Source organism: Pedococcus sp. P1_H8, from assembly GCF_056405175.1.
Window position 1 is genome coordinate 347,692 of sequence record NZ_JBFUCP010000004.1, and the last position, 18,335, is coordinate 366,026.

General features: G+C 68.0%; 16 protein-coding genes. All 16 read right to left on the reverse strand.

What is annotated here, in order from left to right:
- Window positions 1-31: 31 nt before the first annotated feature.
- Window positions 32-3,508 (reverse strand): DNA-directed RNA polymerase subunit beta, encoded by a 3,477-nt coding sequence (rpoB, locus tag AC1DYG_RS07095; protein WP_477639160.1) that lies wholly within the window; start codon window positions 3,506-3,508, stop codon window positions 32-34.
- 435 nt (window positions 3,509-3,943) lie between these two features.
- Window positions 3,944-4,624, reverse strand: coding sequence for a hypothetical protein (locus AC1DYG_RS07100; RefSeq protein WP_477639161.1), 681 nt, complete (start codon window positions 4,622-4,624; stop codon window positions 3,944-3,946).
- A 7-nt stretch (window positions 4,625-4,631) separates the two neighbouring features.
- The gene (locus AC1DYG_RS07105) at window positions 4,632-5,234 is read right to left on the reverse strand and encodes a hypothetical protein (protein ID WP_477639162.1); all 603 of its coding nucleotides are present in this window, start codon (window positions 5,232-5,234) and stop codon (window positions 4,632-4,634) included.
- Complete coding sequence (locus AC1DYG_RS07110; RefSeq protein WP_477639163.1) at window positions 5,231-6,502, reverse strand: MCE family protein; 1,272 nt, start codon at window positions 6,500-6,502, stop codon at window positions 5,231-5,233. The genes AC1DYG_RS07105 and AC1DYG_RS07110 overlap by 4 nt, the downstream gene beginning before the upstream one ends.
- A complete protein-coding gene (locus AC1DYG_RS07115; RefSeq protein ID WP_477639164.1) occupies window positions 6,499-7,752 on the reverse strand; it encodes an MCE family protein in 1,254 nt (417 codons plus the stop codon). Before AC1DYG_RS07115 ends, AC1DYG_RS07110 begins: the two co-directional genes overlap by 4 nt.
- On the reverse strand, window positions 7,749-9,032 hold the full coding sequence (locus tag AC1DYG_RS07120) for an MCE family protein (protein WP_477639165.1): 1,284 nt from the start codon (window positions 9,030-9,032) through the stop codon (window positions 7,749-7,751). The genes AC1DYG_RS07115 and AC1DYG_RS07120 overlap by 4 nt, the downstream gene beginning before the upstream one ends.
- Entirely contained in the window at window positions 9,032-10,003 is a 972-nt protein-coding gene (locus tag AC1DYG_RS07125) for an MCE family protein (protein WP_477639166.1), read from the reverse strand. The genes AC1DYG_RS07120 and AC1DYG_RS07125 overlap by 1 nt, the downstream gene beginning before the upstream one ends.
- Window positions 10,000-11,046 carry an MCE family protein gene (locus tag AC1DYG_RS07130; RefSeq protein ID WP_477639167.1) on the reverse strand — a complete coding sequence of 349 codons (1,047 nt, stop codon included), beginning with the start codon at window positions 11,044-11,046 and terminating at the stop codon, window positions 10,000-10,002. Before AC1DYG_RS07130 ends, AC1DYG_RS07125 begins: the two co-directional genes overlap by 4 nt.
- Window positions 11,043-12,362, reverse strand: a complete 1,320-nt coding sequence (locus AC1DYG_RS07135; protein WP_477639168.1) for an MCE family protein — start codon at window positions 12,360-12,362, stop codon at window positions 11,043-11,045. The genes AC1DYG_RS07130 and AC1DYG_RS07135 overlap by 4 nt, the downstream gene beginning before the upstream one ends.
- Before the next feature lie 3 nt (window positions 12,363-12,365).
- A complete protein-coding gene (locus AC1DYG_RS07140) occupies window positions 12,366-13,193 on the reverse strand; it encodes an MlaE family ABC transporter permease (protein ID WP_477639169.1) in 828 nt (275 codons plus the stop codon).
- A gap of 15 nt (window positions 13,194-13,208) precedes the next feature.
- Window positions 13,209-13,979 (reverse strand): MlaE family ABC transporter permease, encoded by a 771-nt coding sequence (locus tag AC1DYG_RS07145; RefSeq protein WP_477639170.1) that lies wholly within the window; start codon window positions 13,977-13,979, stop codon window positions 13,209-13,211.
- Window positions 13,979-14,980 carry an ABC transporter ATP-binding protein gene (locus AC1DYG_RS07150; RefSeq protein WP_477639171.1) on the reverse strand — a complete coding sequence of 334 codons (1,002 nt, stop codon included), beginning with the start codon at window positions 14,978-14,980 and terminating at the stop codon, window positions 13,979-13,981. The genes AC1DYG_RS07145 and AC1DYG_RS07150 overlap by 1 nt, the downstream gene beginning before the upstream one ends.
- Window positions 14,981-15,163: 183 nt before the next feature.
- Complete coding sequence (gene rplL, locus AC1DYG_RS07155) at window positions 15,164-15,550, reverse strand: 50S ribosomal protein L7/L12 (protein ID WP_477618540.1); 387 nt, start codon at window positions 15,548-15,550, stop codon at window positions 15,164-15,166.
- Between the two features lie 86 nt (window positions 15,551-15,636).
- Window positions 15,637-16,305: a 50S ribosomal protein L10 gene (rplJ, locus tag AC1DYG_RS07160; RefSeq protein WP_477639172.1), complete on the reverse strand. Its 669-nt coding sequence runs from the start codon at window positions 16,303-16,305 to the stop codon at window positions 15,637-15,639.
- A 304-nt stretch (window positions 16,306-16,609) separates the two neighbouring features.
- Window positions 16,610-17,365 carry a hypothetical protein gene (locus AC1DYG_RS07165; RefSeq protein WP_477639173.1) on the reverse strand — a complete coding sequence of 252 codons (756 nt, stop codon included), beginning with the start codon at window positions 17,363-17,365 and terminating at the stop codon, window positions 16,610-16,612.
- A gap of 128 nt (window positions 17,366-17,493) precedes the next feature.
- On the reverse strand, window positions 17,494-18,213 hold the full coding sequence (gene rplA, locus AC1DYG_RS07170) for a 50S ribosomal protein L1 (RefSeq protein ID WP_477639174.1): 720 nt from the start codon (window positions 18,211-18,213) through the stop codon (window positions 17,494-17,496).
- Between the last annotated feature and the right edge of the window lie 122 nt (window positions 18,214-18,335).

The following is an 18,335-nucleotide window of genomic DNA, read 5'->3' on the forward strand; positions in this document are numbered from 1 at the left end:
GCCGAGGGCGTCCACGCGGCATACCAGCGCCTTAGACCTCTTCGACCGAACTGGGCTCGCGCCGGGACAGGTCGATGCCGAGCTCCTCCGCCGCGCGGAAGACGTCCTCGTCGGACTCCTTCAGCTCGATGGAAGTGCCCTCGCTGTTGAGCACCTCGACGTTCAGGCACAGCGACTGCATCTCCTTGATGAGCACCTTGAAGGACTCGGGGATGCCGGGCTCGGGGATGTTGTCGCCCTTGACGATCGCCTCGTAGACCTTCACGCGGCCCTGGACGTCGTCGGACTTGATCGTGAGCAGCTCCTGCAGTGCGTACGCGGCGCCGTAGGCCTCGAGTGCCCACACCTCCATCTCACCGAAGCGCTGGCCACCGAACTGAGCCTTACCACCCAGCGGCTGCTGCGTGATCATGCTGTAGGGGCCGGTGCTGCGGGCGTGGATCTTATCGTCCACGAGGTGGTGCAGCTTGAGGATGTACATGTAGCCCACGGACACCGGCTCGGGGAACGGCTCGCCGGAGCGACCGTCGAAGAGCCGGGACTTGCCGGAGCCGTCGATGAGCCGCACGTCGTCACGGGTCTTGGTCGTGGAGTCGAGCAGACCCACGATCTCGTCCTCGCGCACACCGTCGAACACCGGCGAGGCGACACGGGTGCCGGCCGGGGCCGACCGCGCGTCCTCGGGGATGAGCTTGGCCCAGTCCGGGTTGCCCGCGATCTCCCAACCGCGGGAGGCGGCCCAGCCGAGGTGCAGCTCGAGGATCTGGCCGACGTTCATACGGCCGGGGACACCGAGCGGGTTGAGCACGACATCCACAGGGGTGCCGTCCTCGAGGAACGGCATGTCCTCGACGGGCAGGATCTTGGAGATGACGCCCTTGTTGCCGTGCCGGCCGGCGAGCTTGTCACCATCGGTGATCTTGCGCTTGTTGGCGACGTAGACGCGGACGAGCTGGTTGACGCCCGGGGGCAGGTCGTCGCCTTCGTCCTTGTCGAACACCTTGACGCCGATGACCGTGCCGGTCTCGCCGTGGGGCACCTTGAGCGACGTGTCACGGACCTCGCGAGCCTTCTCGCCGAAGATGGCGCGCAGCAGGCGCTCCTCGGGCGTCAGCTCGGTCTCGCCCTTGGGCGTGACCTTGCCGACGAGCAGGTCGCCGTCGCGGACCTCGGCGCCGATGCGGATGATGCCGCGCTCGTCGAGGTCGGCCAGGACCTCCTCGGAGACGTTCGGGATGTCCCGGGTGATCTCCTCGGGGCCCAGCTTGGTGTCGCGGGCGTCGACCTCGTGCTCCTCGATGTGGATCGAGGAGAGGACGTCGTCCTGCACCAGGCGCTGGCTGAGGATGATCGCGTCCTCGTAGTTGTGGCCCTCCCACGGCATGAACGCCACGAGCAGGTTGCGGCCCAGGGCCATCTCGCCACCGTCGGTCGCGGGACCGTCGGCGATGACGCCGCCGGTCTCGACCCGGTCGCCCTCGTTGACGACGACGACCTGGTTGTAGGACGTGCCCTGGTTGGAGCGCGCGAACTTGGCGATCCGGTAGGTGCGCGTCGAACCGTCGTCACCGGCAACGGTGACGAGGTCGGCGGACACCTCGGTGACCACACCAGCGGTCTCGGCCCGGACGACGTCGCCCGAGTCGAGGGCGGCGCGGTACTCCATGCCGGTGCCGACCAGCGGCGCCTCGGACTTGACCAGCGGCACCGCCTGGCGCTGCATGTTGGAACCCATGAGCGCACGGTTGGCGTCGTCGTGCTCGAGGAACGGGATCAGCGCGGTCGCAGCCGACACCATCTGGCGCGGGGAGACGTCCATGTAGTCGACGTCGGCACCGGGGATGTAGTCGATCTCGCCACCCTTGGTGCGCACCAGGACGCGGTCCTCGGTGAACAGGCCCTCGGCGTTGATGACGGCGTTGGCCTGCGCGATGACGTGGCGGTCCTCCTCGTCGGCGGACAAGTAGTCCACCTTGTCGGTGACCCGGCCCTTGACGACCTTGCGGTAGGGCGTCTCGATGAAGCCGAACGGGTTGATCCGTCCGTAGGACGCGAGCGAGCCGATCAGGCCGATGTTCGGGCCCTCAGGGGTCTCGATCGGGCACATGCGGCCGTAGTGCGACGGGTGGACGTCACGGACCTCCATGCCGGCGCGGTCACGGGACAGACCACCCGGGCCGAGGGCCGACAGACGCCGCTTGTGCGTCAGGCCCGCGAGCGGGTTGTTCTGGTCCATGAACTGCGACAGCTGCGAGGTGCCGAAGAACTCCTTGATCGACGCCACCACGGGGCGGATGTTGATCAGGGTCTGCGGGGTGATCGCCTCGACGTCCTGCGTGGTCATGCGCTCGCGGACGACGCGCTCCATGCGGGACAGCCCGGTGCGGACCTGGTTCTGGATGAGCTCGCCCACGTTGCGCAGACGACGGTTGCCGAAGTGGTCGATGTCGTCGACCTCGACCGGAACCTCGTCGCCGTTCTTGCCCGCGAGCGTCGACTCACCGGCGTGCAGCGAGACGATGTACTTGATGGTCGCGACGATGTCGTCGACCGACAGGACCGAGGCGCTGAGCTCGGCAGCGACGCCGAGCTTGCGGTCGATCTTGTAGCGGCCGACCTTGGCCAGGTCGTAGCGCTTGGGGTTGAAGTAGAGGTTGTCCAGCAGGGTCTGGGCAGCCTCACGGGTCGGCGGTTCGCCCGGGCGCAGCTTGCGGTAGATGTCGAGCAGCGCGTCGTCCTGGCCGGCCGTGTGGTCCTTCTCCAGGGTGAGGCGCATCGACTCGAACTCGCCGAACTCCTCGAGGATGTCGGCCTCGGTCATGCCCAGGGCCTTGAGGAGGACCGTGACCGACTGCTTGCGCTTGCGGTCGACGCGGACGCCCACCATGTCGCGCTTGTCGATCTCGAACTCCAGCCAGGCACCGCGGCTCGGGATGACCTTGGCGGTGTAGATGTCCTTGTCGGACGTCTTGTCGGGCGTGCGCTCGAAGTAGACGCCCGGGCTGCGGACCAGCTGGGAGACGACGACACGCTCGGTGCCGTTGATCACGAAGGTGCCGCGCTCGGTCATGAGCGGGAAGTCACCCATGAACACCGTCTGGCTCTTGATCTCGCCAGTCGTGGTGTTCATGAACTCCGCGGTGACGAACAGGGGCGCGGAGTAGGTCTGGTCGCGCTCCTTGCAGTCCTCGATGGAGTACTTGACCTCTTCGAAGCGGTGGTCGCGGAACGACAGCGACATGGAGCCGCTGAAGTCCTCGATCGGGGAGATCTCCTCGAAGATCTCCTCGAGGCCGGAGCGATCCGGCACGTCCCCGCGGCCAGCGGCCTTGGCCTCTGCAACGCGGGCTTGCCAGCGCTCGTTACCGAGCAGCCAGTCGAAGCTTTCCGTTTGCAGCGCCAGGAGGTCGGGGACCTCGAGGGGTTCGCGGATCTTTGCGAACGACAGACGGCCTGAAACCGTCCGTGCGGTGGACACAGTCTGAGTCGCGTTGCGCGAGGCAGCCAAGGAGGGGTCCTTCCACGGGCCTTGTCTTAAATCTGATGGTTCGAAACCGGTGCAGCGCCGACCGCCGGTACGACCACGCAGGAGACAGGGCCACGAATTCGTGCCGCAGGGCACGACGAAGGGCTGAGGTCTGAGGCGGGATCGAAGAAAGAGGGCAGCGCAAAGGAAGAGCATACACGAAAGTGGGCAGCCTCGTCCAACCGTGTCCAGCGGGCTCGCGCCACGACCGTCGACGGGGGTCCGGCCCGGGCCACAAGCCACGGGCTGATCCGACGCAGACGAGGATGACGCGCGAAACCCCCCACGTCAAGACATTCGTCCCGTGTGGCGCCGAACTACCTGCGGCGACGCACCCGAAGAGGGGATGCATCGCCGCAGGTCAGGCACGATCCGCGAGGCGTCGCCGCAGCGGATCTGCAGGAGAGCGGGTGGCCGCTAGAAGGCCTCGACCTTGCTGATCAGCCAGCGGTCGCCGACCTTGGACATCGTCGCGATGACCCGGTTCTGGTCGACCACGGGGTCCTGCTGGTCGGTGCCGATGCGGGCCTGGTTGACGAACGCCAGCACCTTGACCGTCGTGGGCGAGGAGCTCATCACCCCGACGTCGGACACCTTGGCCTGCACGACAGTCTGGTTCTTGACCGCGAGCGGCTTGATGTCCTTGTCCATCGCGGTCGTGAACTCGCCCTTGAACGACCCGGTGAGCAGGCCCTCGATCTGGGCCGCCTGAGCGTCGATCGTCTTGTAGTTGTAGCTGAGCATCTGCTCGATGGACGTGCGGGCCTGGCTGGCCGCTGCCCGGTTGGTGGCCGCCTGGGCACCGGCGTCGCGCAGGCTGACCCCCACGACCGTCCCGAGCACCGCCAGCACGGCGACGAGGGCCACGAGCGGAGCGATCCACCGTCGCCGGCCGCCGGCGGCCGACTCGGCCGACGTTGAGGTATGCCGCGTGGGCAGCTTCGGGAGCCGGGGCCAGCGTCGCTCGGGGCGCGGCTGGTCGCCTGACTCGACGGCGCGGGCGCCCGAGCCGACCTGTGCGCCGCGGTCACCGAGGTGGGACTGCTGTGGGGTGCGCGCTCGGGAGCGCTCACCGGCCACCCGGGGTCGGGGCTTCACCTTCGTATCAACCGACGAACTCAAGGTTCTCCACCTTCCACTCGTCGCCGACCAGGCGCAGGTCAAGGCGCATCCGGTAGGTCTTGGTCTCGCCGTTCGGAACGGCGGTGTTCTTGGTCGGAGCCACCACGCCCACGAGCGCGACGGCGGAGTCCTCGTCACCGGAGACCAGGGCGGCCTCGGTGCGCTGCACCGAGGAGACCGTCTTGTTGGCCACGAGCACCTTGGAGAGCTGCGCGGCCGAGGTCGAGTAGCTCTTGAGGAAGTCCCCGGTGGCCCCGGCCTTCACCCGGGCCATGTCCGCGTCGACCTTGGTGTAGTCGACCGTGACGAAGTTGATGGCCAGCTGCCTGGCGGCCGCCACGGCGTCGGCGTTGGCCGCCGACGTCTGCCGCGCGGCATACCAGTCGCGTCCGCGGGTGGCCCCGAGCGCAAGGCTCGCGACGAGGGCGATGGCCACCACGATCCACACGATGGTGGGGGTGATGCGCAGTGACCGGACCCGGTCACGGGTCGTCTGGTGGTCTGTGTCCGCAGCGAGCGCGTCGGGGTGCGACACGCCTTCGTCTGCCTCCACCGCCCTCCCGGCGTGGGTGGTGATCGTGCTCATCGAGCAGCCTCCTTCATGATCCACAACCACGAGGCCTCGCCGCTCTCACCTCCGGACGGAGGAAGTGGCACCGATACCTGTGGTGTTGTCATGCCCAACGAGGCAGCCATGCCCGGGGATACGGGTTGGTCGCCGAAAGCGAACGGGACGGTGGAGTTCGTGCCCGACTGCGGCCCCGGGGCGTTCTGGGCGCCGCGCACGCTGGCGGTCGACCCGCGGGGGGCCGTGCAGCGCGCCGCCGTGTTCGCCTTGGTGTCGCTGGTCTGGGCCGGCGAGCGGCGGGGGGTGCCCTGGTACCCCTGCGTGCAGACCGGCGGGTCGTGCGCCATGGCCAGCCCGAAGTGGGCCGTGCCGTCGCCGGGGACGACCGTGAAGCCGCCGGCCACCACGTCGGGGTAGGTCACGAGGAGCTGCTGGATCCCGTCGACCCGGGCCGTGGTCACCTGGCCCACGGTGATGAGGTTGGCCAGCAGCGCCGCGAGGTTGCCCTGGTTGTCCCTGATCAGCGCCTCGAGCTCCTTGGACGCGACGACGCCGCGGTCGAGGATGAGCCGCAGGTCGCCGTCAGAGGCCTTGAGGGTCTCGGACAGGTCGGCGAAGTTCTTGGCGAAGACCTTGATCTGCCCCGAGGTGTCGCGCTGCGTGTCGAGCACGATGCGGCCGTCGTCGATCAGCTTGATCGTCTCGGGCAGCGCCTCGGTGGCCGACCGGGTCAGCTTGTCACCGCTGTCGATCAGTCGCTGGAGGTCCTCTCCCCCGTCGGCGAAGCCCTTGCCGAGCTCGTCGACGACGATGCGCAGGTCCTGCTTGTCGACCGAGTTGACGGTCTGGTCGAGGTCGAGGAGCAGCGTGTCGACGCGTAGCGGGAAGGCCGTGTCCTTGCGCGCGATGGTGTCGCCGTCCTTCAGCGAGGCCCCTCTGTCGCTGCGCGGCTGGAAGTCGAGGTACTGCTCACCGACCGCGGAGCGGTTCTCCACGACGACCTTCGTGTCCTTCGGAATCACTACTCCCCGTTGGATCTTCGCGTCGACGACCACGCCGTCCTTGGACAGTTTCAGGTTGTCGACCCGGCCCACGGTGACGCCGCGGTAGGTGACCTCGGAGCCGACGAAGATGCCGCCGGACTGCTCGAAGTCGGCCGAGACGTGGTACTGGCCACCGGCCACCCGGTCGTACAGCCCGACGTAGCGGGCCGAGAGCACCGAGACGGTGACGAGGGTGATGAGCAGGAACGCGAGGAGCTGGACCTTGACCGACCGGCGGATCATGCGGCACCTCCGTAGAGCGAGCGCCACGAGTCGTCCGAGCCCGACGAGCTGGACGAACCGGACTGCTGGGCCGGGGCACCGACGCAGATGACGCCGGGGAGGCACGCGCCCGAGGTGGAACTGCCTCCGGGGGTGATCGGCACACCGGGGACGCTGACCGACGGGGTCGGCAGCGGCAGGCCGGGAAGCGTGGGCGTGCCCGTCGGGCCGCCGGTGGGCGGACTCGTCGGGATCCCCAGGTTGCCGGCGAGGTTCGCGAAGTTGAGGTCCAGGTCGGCAGACATGTTGGTGTAGTCGCCCTTCATGGCCCCGGTCGTCGCGTCCGAGAAGGGGTAGGTCAGCAGCAGCTGCAGCGACTTCGGCAGGTTGTCCCCGGCCTTGGTGAGCTGCGCCAGGATCGGGGCGAGGGACTTCAGGTTCGCCGCGGTGTCGGCCTTGCTCTGCTGGATGACCTGGGTGCCGACGGCGCCGAGCCGGCTGAGTGCCTGGAGCATCTGCACGAGCTGCTGGCGCTGGTCGGCGAGCACCTTGAGGCCCTTGGGCAGCGCCTCGAGGGCCCTGCCGATGTCCTCCTTCTGCGCCGCGAGCTTGCCGGCGAGCGCGTCGATGTTGTCGATGGCGCGGACGATCTCGGACTTCTGGCTGTCGAGGCCGCCGATGAAGGTGTCGAGCTGCTTGATGACGTCCTTGATCTGCGCCTGGTTGCCCCGCGCCGCGTTGTTGAGCTCGGTCTCGATGATCTTGAGCTGGGCCACGCCACCGCCGTTGAGCAGCAGCGACATCGCGCTGAGCACCTCCTCGACCTCCGGGTTGCGGCCGGTGCGGGCGAGGGGGATGTTGTCGCCGTCGCCGAGCCGGCCCTCGGGGGCCGCGCCGCTCGGCGCGGACAGCTGGACGTACTTCTCACCGAGCAGCGAGGTCTGCTTGAGCTCCGCGACTGCGTTGTCAGGCAGCTTGACGTTCTGGGGCAGGCGCAGCGTCACCCGGGCCGTCCAGCCGTTGAGCTCGATCTTCTCGACCGAGCCGACCGTCACCTGGTCGACCTTGACCGAGGACTGCGGGACCAGGTCCAGGACGTCGGCGAACTCCGCCGTCACGCGGAAGATGTCACCGCGGTTCGCCGCCCCACCGGGCAGCGGCAGGTCGAACGCGCCCTGGCAGCCGGAGACCCCGAGGACGACCGCGCCCACGACGAGACCGGACAGGAGGCGCCGGCCACGCGGCATACCCGTGGTCTGTGGCTTGTTCATCGGGAACCTCCCAGCAGGCCGCCCAGGGTCGGGTCGGCACCGCGCATGGTGATCATTGCGCCGCCCTGGCCGGGCGTGGCGGTCGTGGCCGTCGAGCCCGTCGAGGACGTGGCGGCCTGCGACTGCGGCAGCGCGGACAGGAGATCGACGGGCAGCTTCACGCCTTGTCCTTCGAGCTGGTCGAGCAGCGACTGGATCGGCTTGAGGGCCCCGCTGACGGTCTTGCACAGCGAGTCCGGCTGACCGCCCTGGACGATGAGGGAGCACAGCATGTTCTGCAGGGTGAGGTTCTCGTTGACGTTGGCCCGGGTGTCGAGCGTGCCGGTGTCGGGGTTGTAGGCGTTCTGCAGGTTGCTGATCGCCACCGGGGCGTTGGTGAGGGTCTCGGCCAGGGCGTCCCGCTGCTTGGCCACCGTGCCGGTCACCGACGCGAGCTGCTTGAGGTTGGTGGTGAGGCCCGCACGGTTGTCGTGGACGAACGAGCTGATCTCGCTCAGCGCCACGGCGAGGTTCTTCAGGGCCGCGGCGAGGTCGTCGCGCTCCCCGTCGAGCTGCTGCGAGACGTTGGCGAGGTCGCTGTTGAGCCGTCGCACCTGGCTGTCGTTGGTGGCGAGCATCGTCGTGAAGGTCTGGAGGTTCTTCACGGTGCCGAACAGGTCGTTACGACCACCGGACAGCGCTTCGAGCGCCAGGCTGAGGTCGCGGTTGGTGTCGTGCAGCTTCTGTCCCTGGCCGTCGAAGTTCTTGGCACCGGTGTCGAGGACATCGGCGAAGGCGCCGTCCTTGTTGGCACCGGTCGGGCCGAGGGCCACGAGCAGGTCGTCCAGGCTCGAGGAGATGCGGTCCAGCTCGACGGGGACCGCGGTGCGGTCCAGGCCGATCTGGGCGTTGTCCTTCATCACCGGACCAGCGGTGTATGCCGGGAGCAGCTGCACGTAGCGGTCGCTCACCAGCGAGGGGGCCACGACGGCCGCCTTGGCGTCCGCGGGCACCTTGTACTTGTGGTCGAACTCGAACTTGACCTCGACCTTGTCGCCCTTGGGGGTCACCTCGGTGACCTTGCCGACCTGGACGCCGAGGATGCGCACGTCCGATCCGGGGAAGAGGCCCACCGCGCGGCTGAACTCACCGGTCACGTGGATGTCGTCGTGGCGCGGCCAGAAGGCGTAGGCGCCGGCGACGAGGGCGACCACGACGAGCGCGGCGACGACCTTGGGGATCAGGCCGAGCCGGGGCGTCGCGGGCAGCGAGGGGCGCCGCAGAGCGGACAGGCGCTTCATCAGTGGCCTCCCGGGGAGACGGGGGTCGTGAGGTTCTGGATGTAGGTGTCGAACCACCGGCCGTTGCCGAGGACGTTGGCGAACAACCGCGTGAACGGGCCCATCGCGGCAATCGTGTCGCCGAGGTCCTTCTCGTGCTTCTGCAGCACCGCGAGGACCTTGGTGAGCTGGTCGAGGGCGGGCTTGAGCTCGGCACGGTTGTCCCGGACCAGCCCGGTGAGCTGCTGGGCCATCGCGGAGGTGTTGGTGAACAGCGTGTGGATCGCGTCGCGACGGGCGTTGAGCTCGACCATCAGGAGGTCGGCGTTCTTGATGATCGACTCCACGGCCTTGTTGCGTTCGGCGACCGTGCCCGAGACGCTGTTGGCGGAGGCGAGCAACCGCTTGAGCTCGTCGTCGCGCGAGGCGATGGTGTTGGACAACCTGCTCAGACCGTCCAGGGCTGCCTTGACGTCGGGCGGGCTGTCCTTGAACCCCGTCGCCAGGGTGGTCAGCGACTTTGCCAGCATGTCTGTGTTGATCTCCTCGGACGTGGTCGCGAGGTCGGTGAACGCGTTGACGATGTCGTAGGACGAGACAGTCCGCTCCAGCGGGATCTCGCTGTCCTCCTTGAGCTGGCCGCCACCGGCGGGCTCGAGGGCGAGGAACTTCGAACCGAGCAACGTCCGCATCCGCACGCTGGCACCGGTCCGGGTGCCGAAGGCTGCGGGTTCGGTGACCTTGAAGTCGACGATCACGCGGTTGCCCGCGAGGTCGACCTTCTCCACCTTGCCGACCTTGACCCCGGCGATGCGCACGTCGTCGCCCTTGATGAGGCCACCCGCCTCGCTGAAGGCCGCGCGGTAGTGGACGCCGCCGCCGATGAACGGGATGCTCTGGACGTTGAACGCCAGGAACAGCACGAGCGCGATGGACGCCAGGCCGGCAGCGCCGATCGGGACGGGGTTGCGCTCACGGAAGGGGGTGCTCATGAGCACCTCGCTGCGGAGAGCCCGGCCGGCTTGTCGACGGGGATCTTGATGGCCGGGGCGCCCTTGGTCGGCGAGGGCACGACGATCGTGCCGCTGAAGTCGCACATGTAGAAGTTGAACCAGGAGCCGTAGGTCGCCGTCCGCGTGATCGTGTTGATCTTGCCCGGCGACGTCGACAGGAACTTCTCGAACGTCGCGGTGTTCGACGGCTTGTTGAGGTTGGTGGCGAGGCCGCGGAGGTTGCTGATGTCGGCCTTGATCGAGGGACGGGTGACCTTCAGCAGGTCGGCCGTCTCGGCCGTCAGCGAGTTGATGTTGGTCAACGAGGCACCGATCGTCGTGCGGTCGGCGGCCAGACCGGAGATGAAGCGCTGGAGCTGGTCGATCAGCTGCTTGAGCGCGGAGTCGTGGGCGTCCACGGTGCCGAGCACCGCGTTGAGGTTGGAGATGGTCCGCCCGATGACCTCGTCGCGGTCTGCGAGGGTCGAGGTCAACGAGGCCGTCTTGGACAGCAGCGAGTTGATGTTGCCGCCCTCCCCCTGCAGGACGCTGATGATGTTGGCCGACAGCTCGTTGACGTCCTTGGGCGACAGGGCGGCGAACAACGGCTTGAAGCCGTTGAACAGCACCGTCAGGTCCAGCGCGGACTGGGTGTGGTCCAGTCCGATGGTGGACCCGTCCTTGAGGGGCGCGGCACTGCCGACCTCCTGGGTGAGGGCGATGTAGCGCTCACCGATGAGGTTGCGGTACTTGATCGTGGCCTTGGTCCCCTGGGTGAGGACACTGGTCTTCAAGACGTTGAACTCGACGTCCGCGTGCACCCGGTCGCGGGCGACCTTGATGGACTTCACCTCACCCACGCGCACTCCGGCGATCCGGACCTCCTGGCCCGAGGCGAGGCCGGTCACGTCGGTGAACATGCCGCGGTAGGTCGCCTTGTCGCCGAACTGGGTGTTGGAGATGGTGGCCGCCAGGGTGCCCGTGGCGAGCAGGGTCGCCACCACGAAGATGAGGAACTTCACCAGGCTGGATCGGGTACTCATCCTTGGTTCACCACCGTTCCACGCAGCATCGGCCCTGCGAGGAGGGTCGTGATGGCCGAGGGGCGACCGTCGCGCGACAGGAGAGCAGCCACGACGTTCTGCTCCTGCTCGGTGCCGGCCAGACCTGAGTCGGCCTCAGCGATGCCCTGACCCGACAGCCCGGAGAACATCGACGGCAGCGCACTGCCTGCCGCCCCGGAGCTCGAGTGGTTGGTGCCGTCGTCGAAGTGGTTGCCCTTCCACGGGTTCGCCTGGGTGCCGACGCGGCCCGGCAGGCCCTGGCAGCTCGGCGCACGGCTCTCGCCCCACCGGGGCTCCTCGCCGGGCTTGTAGCCCGGGCGCTGCTGGGTGACCTCGACGGTGATGTGGAAGGTCTTGTCCCGCCAGGCCTCGTCGATGCGGGGCAGCCAGTTGACCATCGCGGTGGCGACACACGGGTACTGCGACGAGTACTTCGCCAGCACCTCGACCGTCGGCCGCTGCACCCGACCCACCTGGATGATCCGCTGGCCGTTGGCGTCCAGGAAGTCCGCTGTCGTGTTCGCAAAGCCTGCCGTCCCCGCCAGGAAGCCCGCCAGCTCGTCCTTCTTCGCCACGATCGTCGTGCTCGTGGTGATCAACGCGGTCGCCGCGCGCACGAGATCCGGTGCCGCCACGGCATACGTGGACGCAAGGTCGGCCAGCCCGCTGATGTCCGCCTTGATCACGGGCAGCTTGGGGTTGATCTGCTTGAAGTAGTTGTCCACCAGGACCAGGTTCTGGCCGAGGCGGGTCCCCCGCCCGTCCAGCGCCGACGCCAGCGCGTTCAGCGTCATCGCCAGCTTCTCCGGCTGCACGGTGCGCAGCAACGGCAACAGGTCGTCGAAGACCTTCTCGAGCTCGATCGCCACCGACGTGCGGTCCTGACCGATGGTGTCGCCCTTGGCGATGTGCCGCCCCACGGCACCGGTCGTCGGGGTCACCAGGTCGACGTACCGCTCACCGAACAACGTCTTCGGGAGCAGCCGCGCCGACACGTTGGCCGGGATCAGGTCCACCATCTCCGGCTTCAGGGCCAGCTTGAGGGTGGCGCCGTTGCCGGTGGTCTCGATAGAGCGCACCTCACCGACGATCAACCCACGGATCTTCACGTCAGAGGCGGTCTGCAGCTGCGACCCGATCCGGTCGGTCATCAGGTTGACCATCACCACGGGGGTGAACCGCTGCTGGAATGCGGCCACCGACAAACCGATGAGCAGGCCCACGATGACGATGAAGCCCACACCATAGGCACGGTTGCCCAGGCGCGACATGCTGCCGTTCGACGTCTCAGCCATGGGTCAACCCGCGATCCGTACGGTGGTCGTGGCGCCCCACACCGCCAGGGAGAAGAAGAAGTCCACGATGTTGATGGCGACGATGGAGGTCCGAACGGCCTTGCCGACGGCCACGCCCACACCAGCCGGACCACCGGACGCGTTGTAGCCGTAGTAGCAGTGGATGAGGATGATCACGACCGCGAACACCATCACCTTGAGGAACGAGAAGAGGACGTCGATCGGCGGCAGGAACAGGTGGAAGTAGTGGTCATAGGTGCCCGCCGACTGCCCGAAGTACTGCACGACGATGAAGCGGGTCGCGCCGTAGGACGAGAGCAGGCCGAGCACGTAGAGCGGGACGACCGCCACGAAGCCCGCGATCATCCGGGTCGTCACGAGGAACGGCAGCGAGGGGATTCCCATGACCTCGAGCGCGTCGACCTCCTCGGAGATGCGCATCGCGCCGAGCTGGGCGGTGAAGCCGCACCCGACGGTCGCCGCGAGCGCCAGCCCTGCGACGAGCGGCGCGATCTCCCGGGTGTTGAGGTAGGCCGAGACGAAGCCGGTGAGGGCGCCGGTGCCGAGCTGGTTGAGCGATGAGTAGCCCTGCAGGCCGACCTGGCTGCCGGTGAAGAAGGCGAGGAAGGCGATGACCCCGACGGTGCCTGCGATGACGGCCAGGGCTCCCGAGCCGAGGGACACCTCCGCGAGGAGGCGCAGGATCTCCTTCTTGTAGCGGCGCAGCGTGCGCGGACTCCAGGCGAGCGAGCGGACGTAGAACCGCATCTGCTCGCCGAGGCTGTCGAGCGCTTGGACAGGACGGCCGGCGACATCTTGGACCTTGCTCATGAGAGGGACACCTCCTCAGATCTTCTGGGGGACGACTTGGAAGTACACGGCGCTGGCGACGAAGTTCACGACGAACAGGAACATGAAGGTGATGACCACGCTCTGGTTGACGGCGTCGCCGACTCCCTTGGGACCACCGCCGGCCGTCAGGCCCTTGTACGAGGCGACGACGGCGGCGATGAAGCCGAAGATGAGCGCCTTGATCTCACTGGTCCACAGGTCTGCCAGCTGGGCCAGCGCGGTGAACGAGGCGATGTAGGCGCCCGGGGTCCCGCCCTGGATGATGACGTTGAAGAAGTAGCCACCCGCGACGCCGACCACCGACACCAGCCCGTTGAGCAGCAGGGCCACGACCATGGCCGCGAGCACCCGGGGCACGACGAGGCGCTGGATGGGGCTGATCCCGAGGACCTCCATCGCGTCGATCTCCTCGCGGATCTTGCGCGAGCCCAGGTCTGCGCAGATCGCCGAACCTCCGGCCCCGGCGATCAGGAGGGCGGTGACGATGGGTGACGCCTCACGGATGACGGCGAGCACCGAGGCAGCACCCGTGAAGGACTGGGCGCCGAGCTGACGGGTCAGGGTGCCGAGCTGCAGGGCGATGACCGCGCCGAAGGGGATCGACACCAGGGCCGTCGGGACGATCGTGACCGAGGCGATGAACCAGCACTGCTGGATGAACTCCTTGGTCTGGAAGGGTCGCTTCGGCAGGGACCGTCCCACGTCGAGGACGAGCGCGAAGAGCGATCCGCTCTGGCGCAGCGCGCCGATGGCTGGATTGCTCATCAGAACGTCGCCCCCGCGATCGGGGTGGGCTCGGACGACTCCGAGTGACGGACACCGGGGACTCCGGCGTTGTGCGACTGGAACGACCCGGGGGGCGGCGTGATGCCGTTCGCGCGACACCAGTCCCCGGCCGGACGCTCGCCGCGGCGGGGGGTGCCGTCGCTGGTGCCGAGCTGGAGCGGGATGGGCGGCAGGGGCGGCAGCTCCTGGCCGATCTCGGAGGCCAGCTCGTCGGCGTCCTTCTCCTCGGACATGCCGATGGGGCCGATGGTCTGGGCGTTGAGGAACTGGCGCACGACCGGCTCCTCCGAGCTCAGCAGCATCTCGCGCGGCCCGAACATCGCCAGGTGCCGGTGGTAGAGCAGCCCGATGTTGTCGGGCACGGTGCGCGTCGAGTTGATGTCGTGGGTGACGATGAGGAAGGTCGCGTCGATCTGCGCGTTGAGGTCGATGAACAGCTGGTTGATGTAGGAGGTGCGGACCGGATCCAGACCGGAGTCCGGCTCGTCGATCAGCAGGATCTCGGGGTCGAGCACCAGCGCACGGGCCAGACCCGCCCGCTTGCGCATGCCACCGGAGATCTCGCCGGGGAGCTTGGACTCCGCGCCGGTCAGCCCGACCAGGTCCATCTTCTCGAGGACGATGGAGCGGATCTCCGACTCGGACTTCTTGGTGTGCTCACGCAGGGGGAACGCCACGTTGTCGTAGAGGTTCATCGACCCGAACAGCGCGCCGTCCTGGAACAGCACCCCGAACAGCTTGCGCACCTCGTACAGGTCGCGTTCGCGCATCTGCGTGAGGTCGCGGTCCTGGATCCAGATCGCGCCCGCGTCGGGCTTGAGCAGGCCGACCAGGGTCTTGAGGAAGACCGACTTGCCGGTGCCGGACGGCCCGAGCATCACGGAGATCTCGCCCGCGGGAAGGGTCAGCGAGACGTCGTTCCAGATCACCTGCGACCCAAATCGCTTGGTCAGGCCTTCGACCCTGATCTCAACGCCCACAGCTCCACCTCGTCGTGAATGTCCACGCCCGCCAGTGAGGCGGGCCCCGGTTCGCATGGCTCAACGAGGCGGGGTCGGTGAAGTTACGCCCCGGTATGCCGCGGGGACGCGGAAGCGGGCCCGACCTGTTCGGTCGGACCCGCTTCGCAGCAGTGTGCTGGTGCTCCCCGAGGGGAGCTCAGATCACTTGAGGGTGACGGTGGCGCCGGCGGCCTCGAGGGCCTCCTTGGCCTTGTCGGCCGCAGCCTTGTCGACCTTCTCGAGAACGGGCTTGGGGGCGCCGTCCACGAGGTCCTTGGCTTCCTTCAGGCCGAGGGAGGTCAGCGCGCGGACCTCCTTGATGACCTGGATCTTCTTGTCGCCAGCAGCCTCGAGGACGACGTCGAACTCGTCCTGCTCCTCGACCTCAGCGGCGCCGCCGCCGGCCGGGGCGCCGGCCGCGGCAACGGCCACGGGGGCGGCAGCGGTGACGTTGAAGGTGTCCTCGAACTGCTTCACGAACTCAGAGAGCTCGATGAGGGTCATTTCCTTGAAAGCCTCAAGGAGCTCGTCGGTGGAGAGCTTCGCCATGATGGGCGTCCTTTCTAATTCTTGGTATGCCGTGAGTGGCGTTTTGGTGTGTGAGCCGGCTCGGTGTGGGGTTGCCCCCGACCGGGTCAGCTCTCGTCGCCACCCTCGGCGACGTCTGCGGTTGCCTCGGCCACGGGGGCGTCGGCGGGCGCTTCGGCTGCGGGAGCCTCGGCGGTGTTGTCGTCAGCCTCGGCAACCTCGGCCTCGGCAGCGGGAGCGGCGGCAGCTGCCACCGGGCCCTCGGCCTCGACCTTGGCACGCAGCGCGTCGACGACCCGAGCGGTCTGCGACAGCGGCGCGGCGAAGAGGTAGACAGCCTGGCTGAGCGACGCCTGAAGGGCACCGGCCAGCTTGGCCAGGAGAACCTCGCGGGACTCGAGGTCCGCAAGCTTCGTGATCTCCGCGGGAGTCAGGGCCTTGCCGTCGAGGACGCCGCCCTTGATCACGAGGAGGGGGTTCGCCTTGGCGAAGTCACGCAGGCCCTTTGCGGCCTCGACCGGGTCACCATCAACGAACGCGATGGCGGACGGTCCCACGAGCTGGCCGTCGAACGCGGTGACGCCGGCGTCCTTGGCAGCAAGCTCGGTGAGCGTGTTCTTCACGACGGCGAAGGTGGCGTTTCCGCGCAGCGAGTTGCGGAGCGTGGTGATCTGCTTCACCGAAAGCCCGCGGTACTCGGTCAGCACGGCCGCGCCGGAGTTGCGGAACTTGTCCGACAGCTCGGCGATGGCGGCAGCCTTGTCAGCCTTGGCCATGGGGCCTCCCTTCCGTGTGTTCGACCGTCGGAGCTGGAGGCCACATGGAAAGAGCCCCATGCACAGGGCACGGGGCTCGCACGCGGACAGGCTCTGGGAGCCGGTACTGCGGGTGAATCGTGGCCTGCGCTGGACGCCCACCGGAGTGGAACCTTCGGTCACGTGCTGCCTATTGCGGTGGCACGCGACAACCGAGCGGTCTTTGGTCAGGGTCCAGAGTACGGGTGCGTGGGCCCCCGACCAAATCGCGCCCCCTCGGAGTCGGGCGCAGGGGTCGAGTGTGGGGCGGGGGCCCCGCACCAGCTCAGCTGGGGAACTCGAACGCGCCCACCTGGTCGGCGGGCGGGGCCTTGATCGTGACCGGCTTGCCCCAGTTCCCGTAGGTGATCTTCACGGTCTGGCCCTGCACCTGGGCCACCATCGTCGTGGGACGCCCCTGGGCGTCCAGGCTGTAGCGCGCCTTCACGGGGGCCGTGGAGGGGACGGCGGTCGACCCCTCCTCGCCGAGGATCGCTGACGGGTCGATGGTGACGTCGTAGCTGGACGCGTCCGCGGTCGAGCTGACCACGGTGGCCTTGGTGCCCTCCAGCGCCTTGGCGAGCTGGCGCGGGTCGGACATGTCACCGGCCAGTCCGGCGAACATCTTGCTCACCGGGTCGTCGGCCTTGAGGTCGATCTTGGCCCAGGGCTTTGCCGATCCCGGGAGTCCCTTCAGGTAGATGATGCCGCCGGTGGAGACGATCTCCATCGCCTGCCCCTCGACCTGCAGCGTCATCTGCTGCTCCATCACCCCACCCTTGATGGTGAAGGAACCGGAGCTCCTGCCATCGCTGCCGAGCTCCATCGAGACGGTGCCCGAGCCGGCCTTGACCATGGCGTCGGTCATCTTCGTCGCAAGGTCTCCCCCGTCGACCGTCGCGCCGGCGGCCAGGCCGGGACCCGAGGAGCCGGACGACCTCGAGGACGACGTGGCACCGGCATCGGTGCCGGAGTCACCACACGCGCTGAGGCCGAGGCCGGCGACCAGCGCCAGGGCAGCGAACGACATGGACTTCTTCATGAGATCTCCCCCATCTGCGGCACAGCGTGCGGCGCTGCGTGCCCAGCGAGCCTACCCAGCACACCCGTCAGGACGTGCGAGAACCCGCCACCTCAGGAGTGACGGGCTCTCGCGGGTGGTGCGGGGACTCAGGCGGTGGCCTCGTCCTCGACCAGCAGGTTGCGGGTGCGGGTGTAGTCCAGCGGGATGCCGGGGCCCATCGACGTCGACAGGGTGGCCTTCTCGATGTAGCGGCCCTTGGAGGAGGACGGCTTCAGCCGCAGGACCTCGTCGAGCGCGGTCGCGTAGTTCTCGACCAGCGACTTCTCGTCGAAGGAGGCCTTGCCGATGATGAAGTGGAGGTTCGCGTGCTTGTCGACGCGGAACTCGATCTTGCCGCCCTTGATGTCGGTCACGGCCTTGGCCGTGTCCATGGTGACCGTGCCGGTCTTCGGGTTGGGCATGAGACCACGCGGGCCCAGGACCTTGCCGAGCCGACCGACCTTGCCCATCATGTCCGGCGTCGCGACGACGGAGTCGAAGTCGAGCCAGCCGCCGGCGACCTTCTCGAGCAGCTCGTCGGAGCCGACGAAGTCGGCGCCGGCCTCACGGGCGGCCTCGGCCTTGTCGCCGTTGGCGAACACGAGGACGCGGGCGGTCTTGCCCGTGCCGTGCGGCAGGTTGACGGTGCCACGGACCATCTGGTCGGCCTTGCGGGGGTCGACGCCGAGACGCATCGCGACCTCGACCGTCTCGTCGTACTTGGCCTTGGCGGACGCCTTGGCGAGGCGGACGGCCTCGAGGGGGGCGTAGCTCTTAGTGACGTCGATCTTGTCGGCCGCCTCGCGGTAAGCCTTGCTGCGCTTCATTTCTGCTCCTGTTGTGAAGGGTGGTGCGGTGGAGTTGTGGTCAGTTCGGACCAGCGCGGTCCTGCCACGTTCCCGGTATGCCGCGTGGGCGGCATACCGGGCTTGTTTCCCTTAGAGGGTGG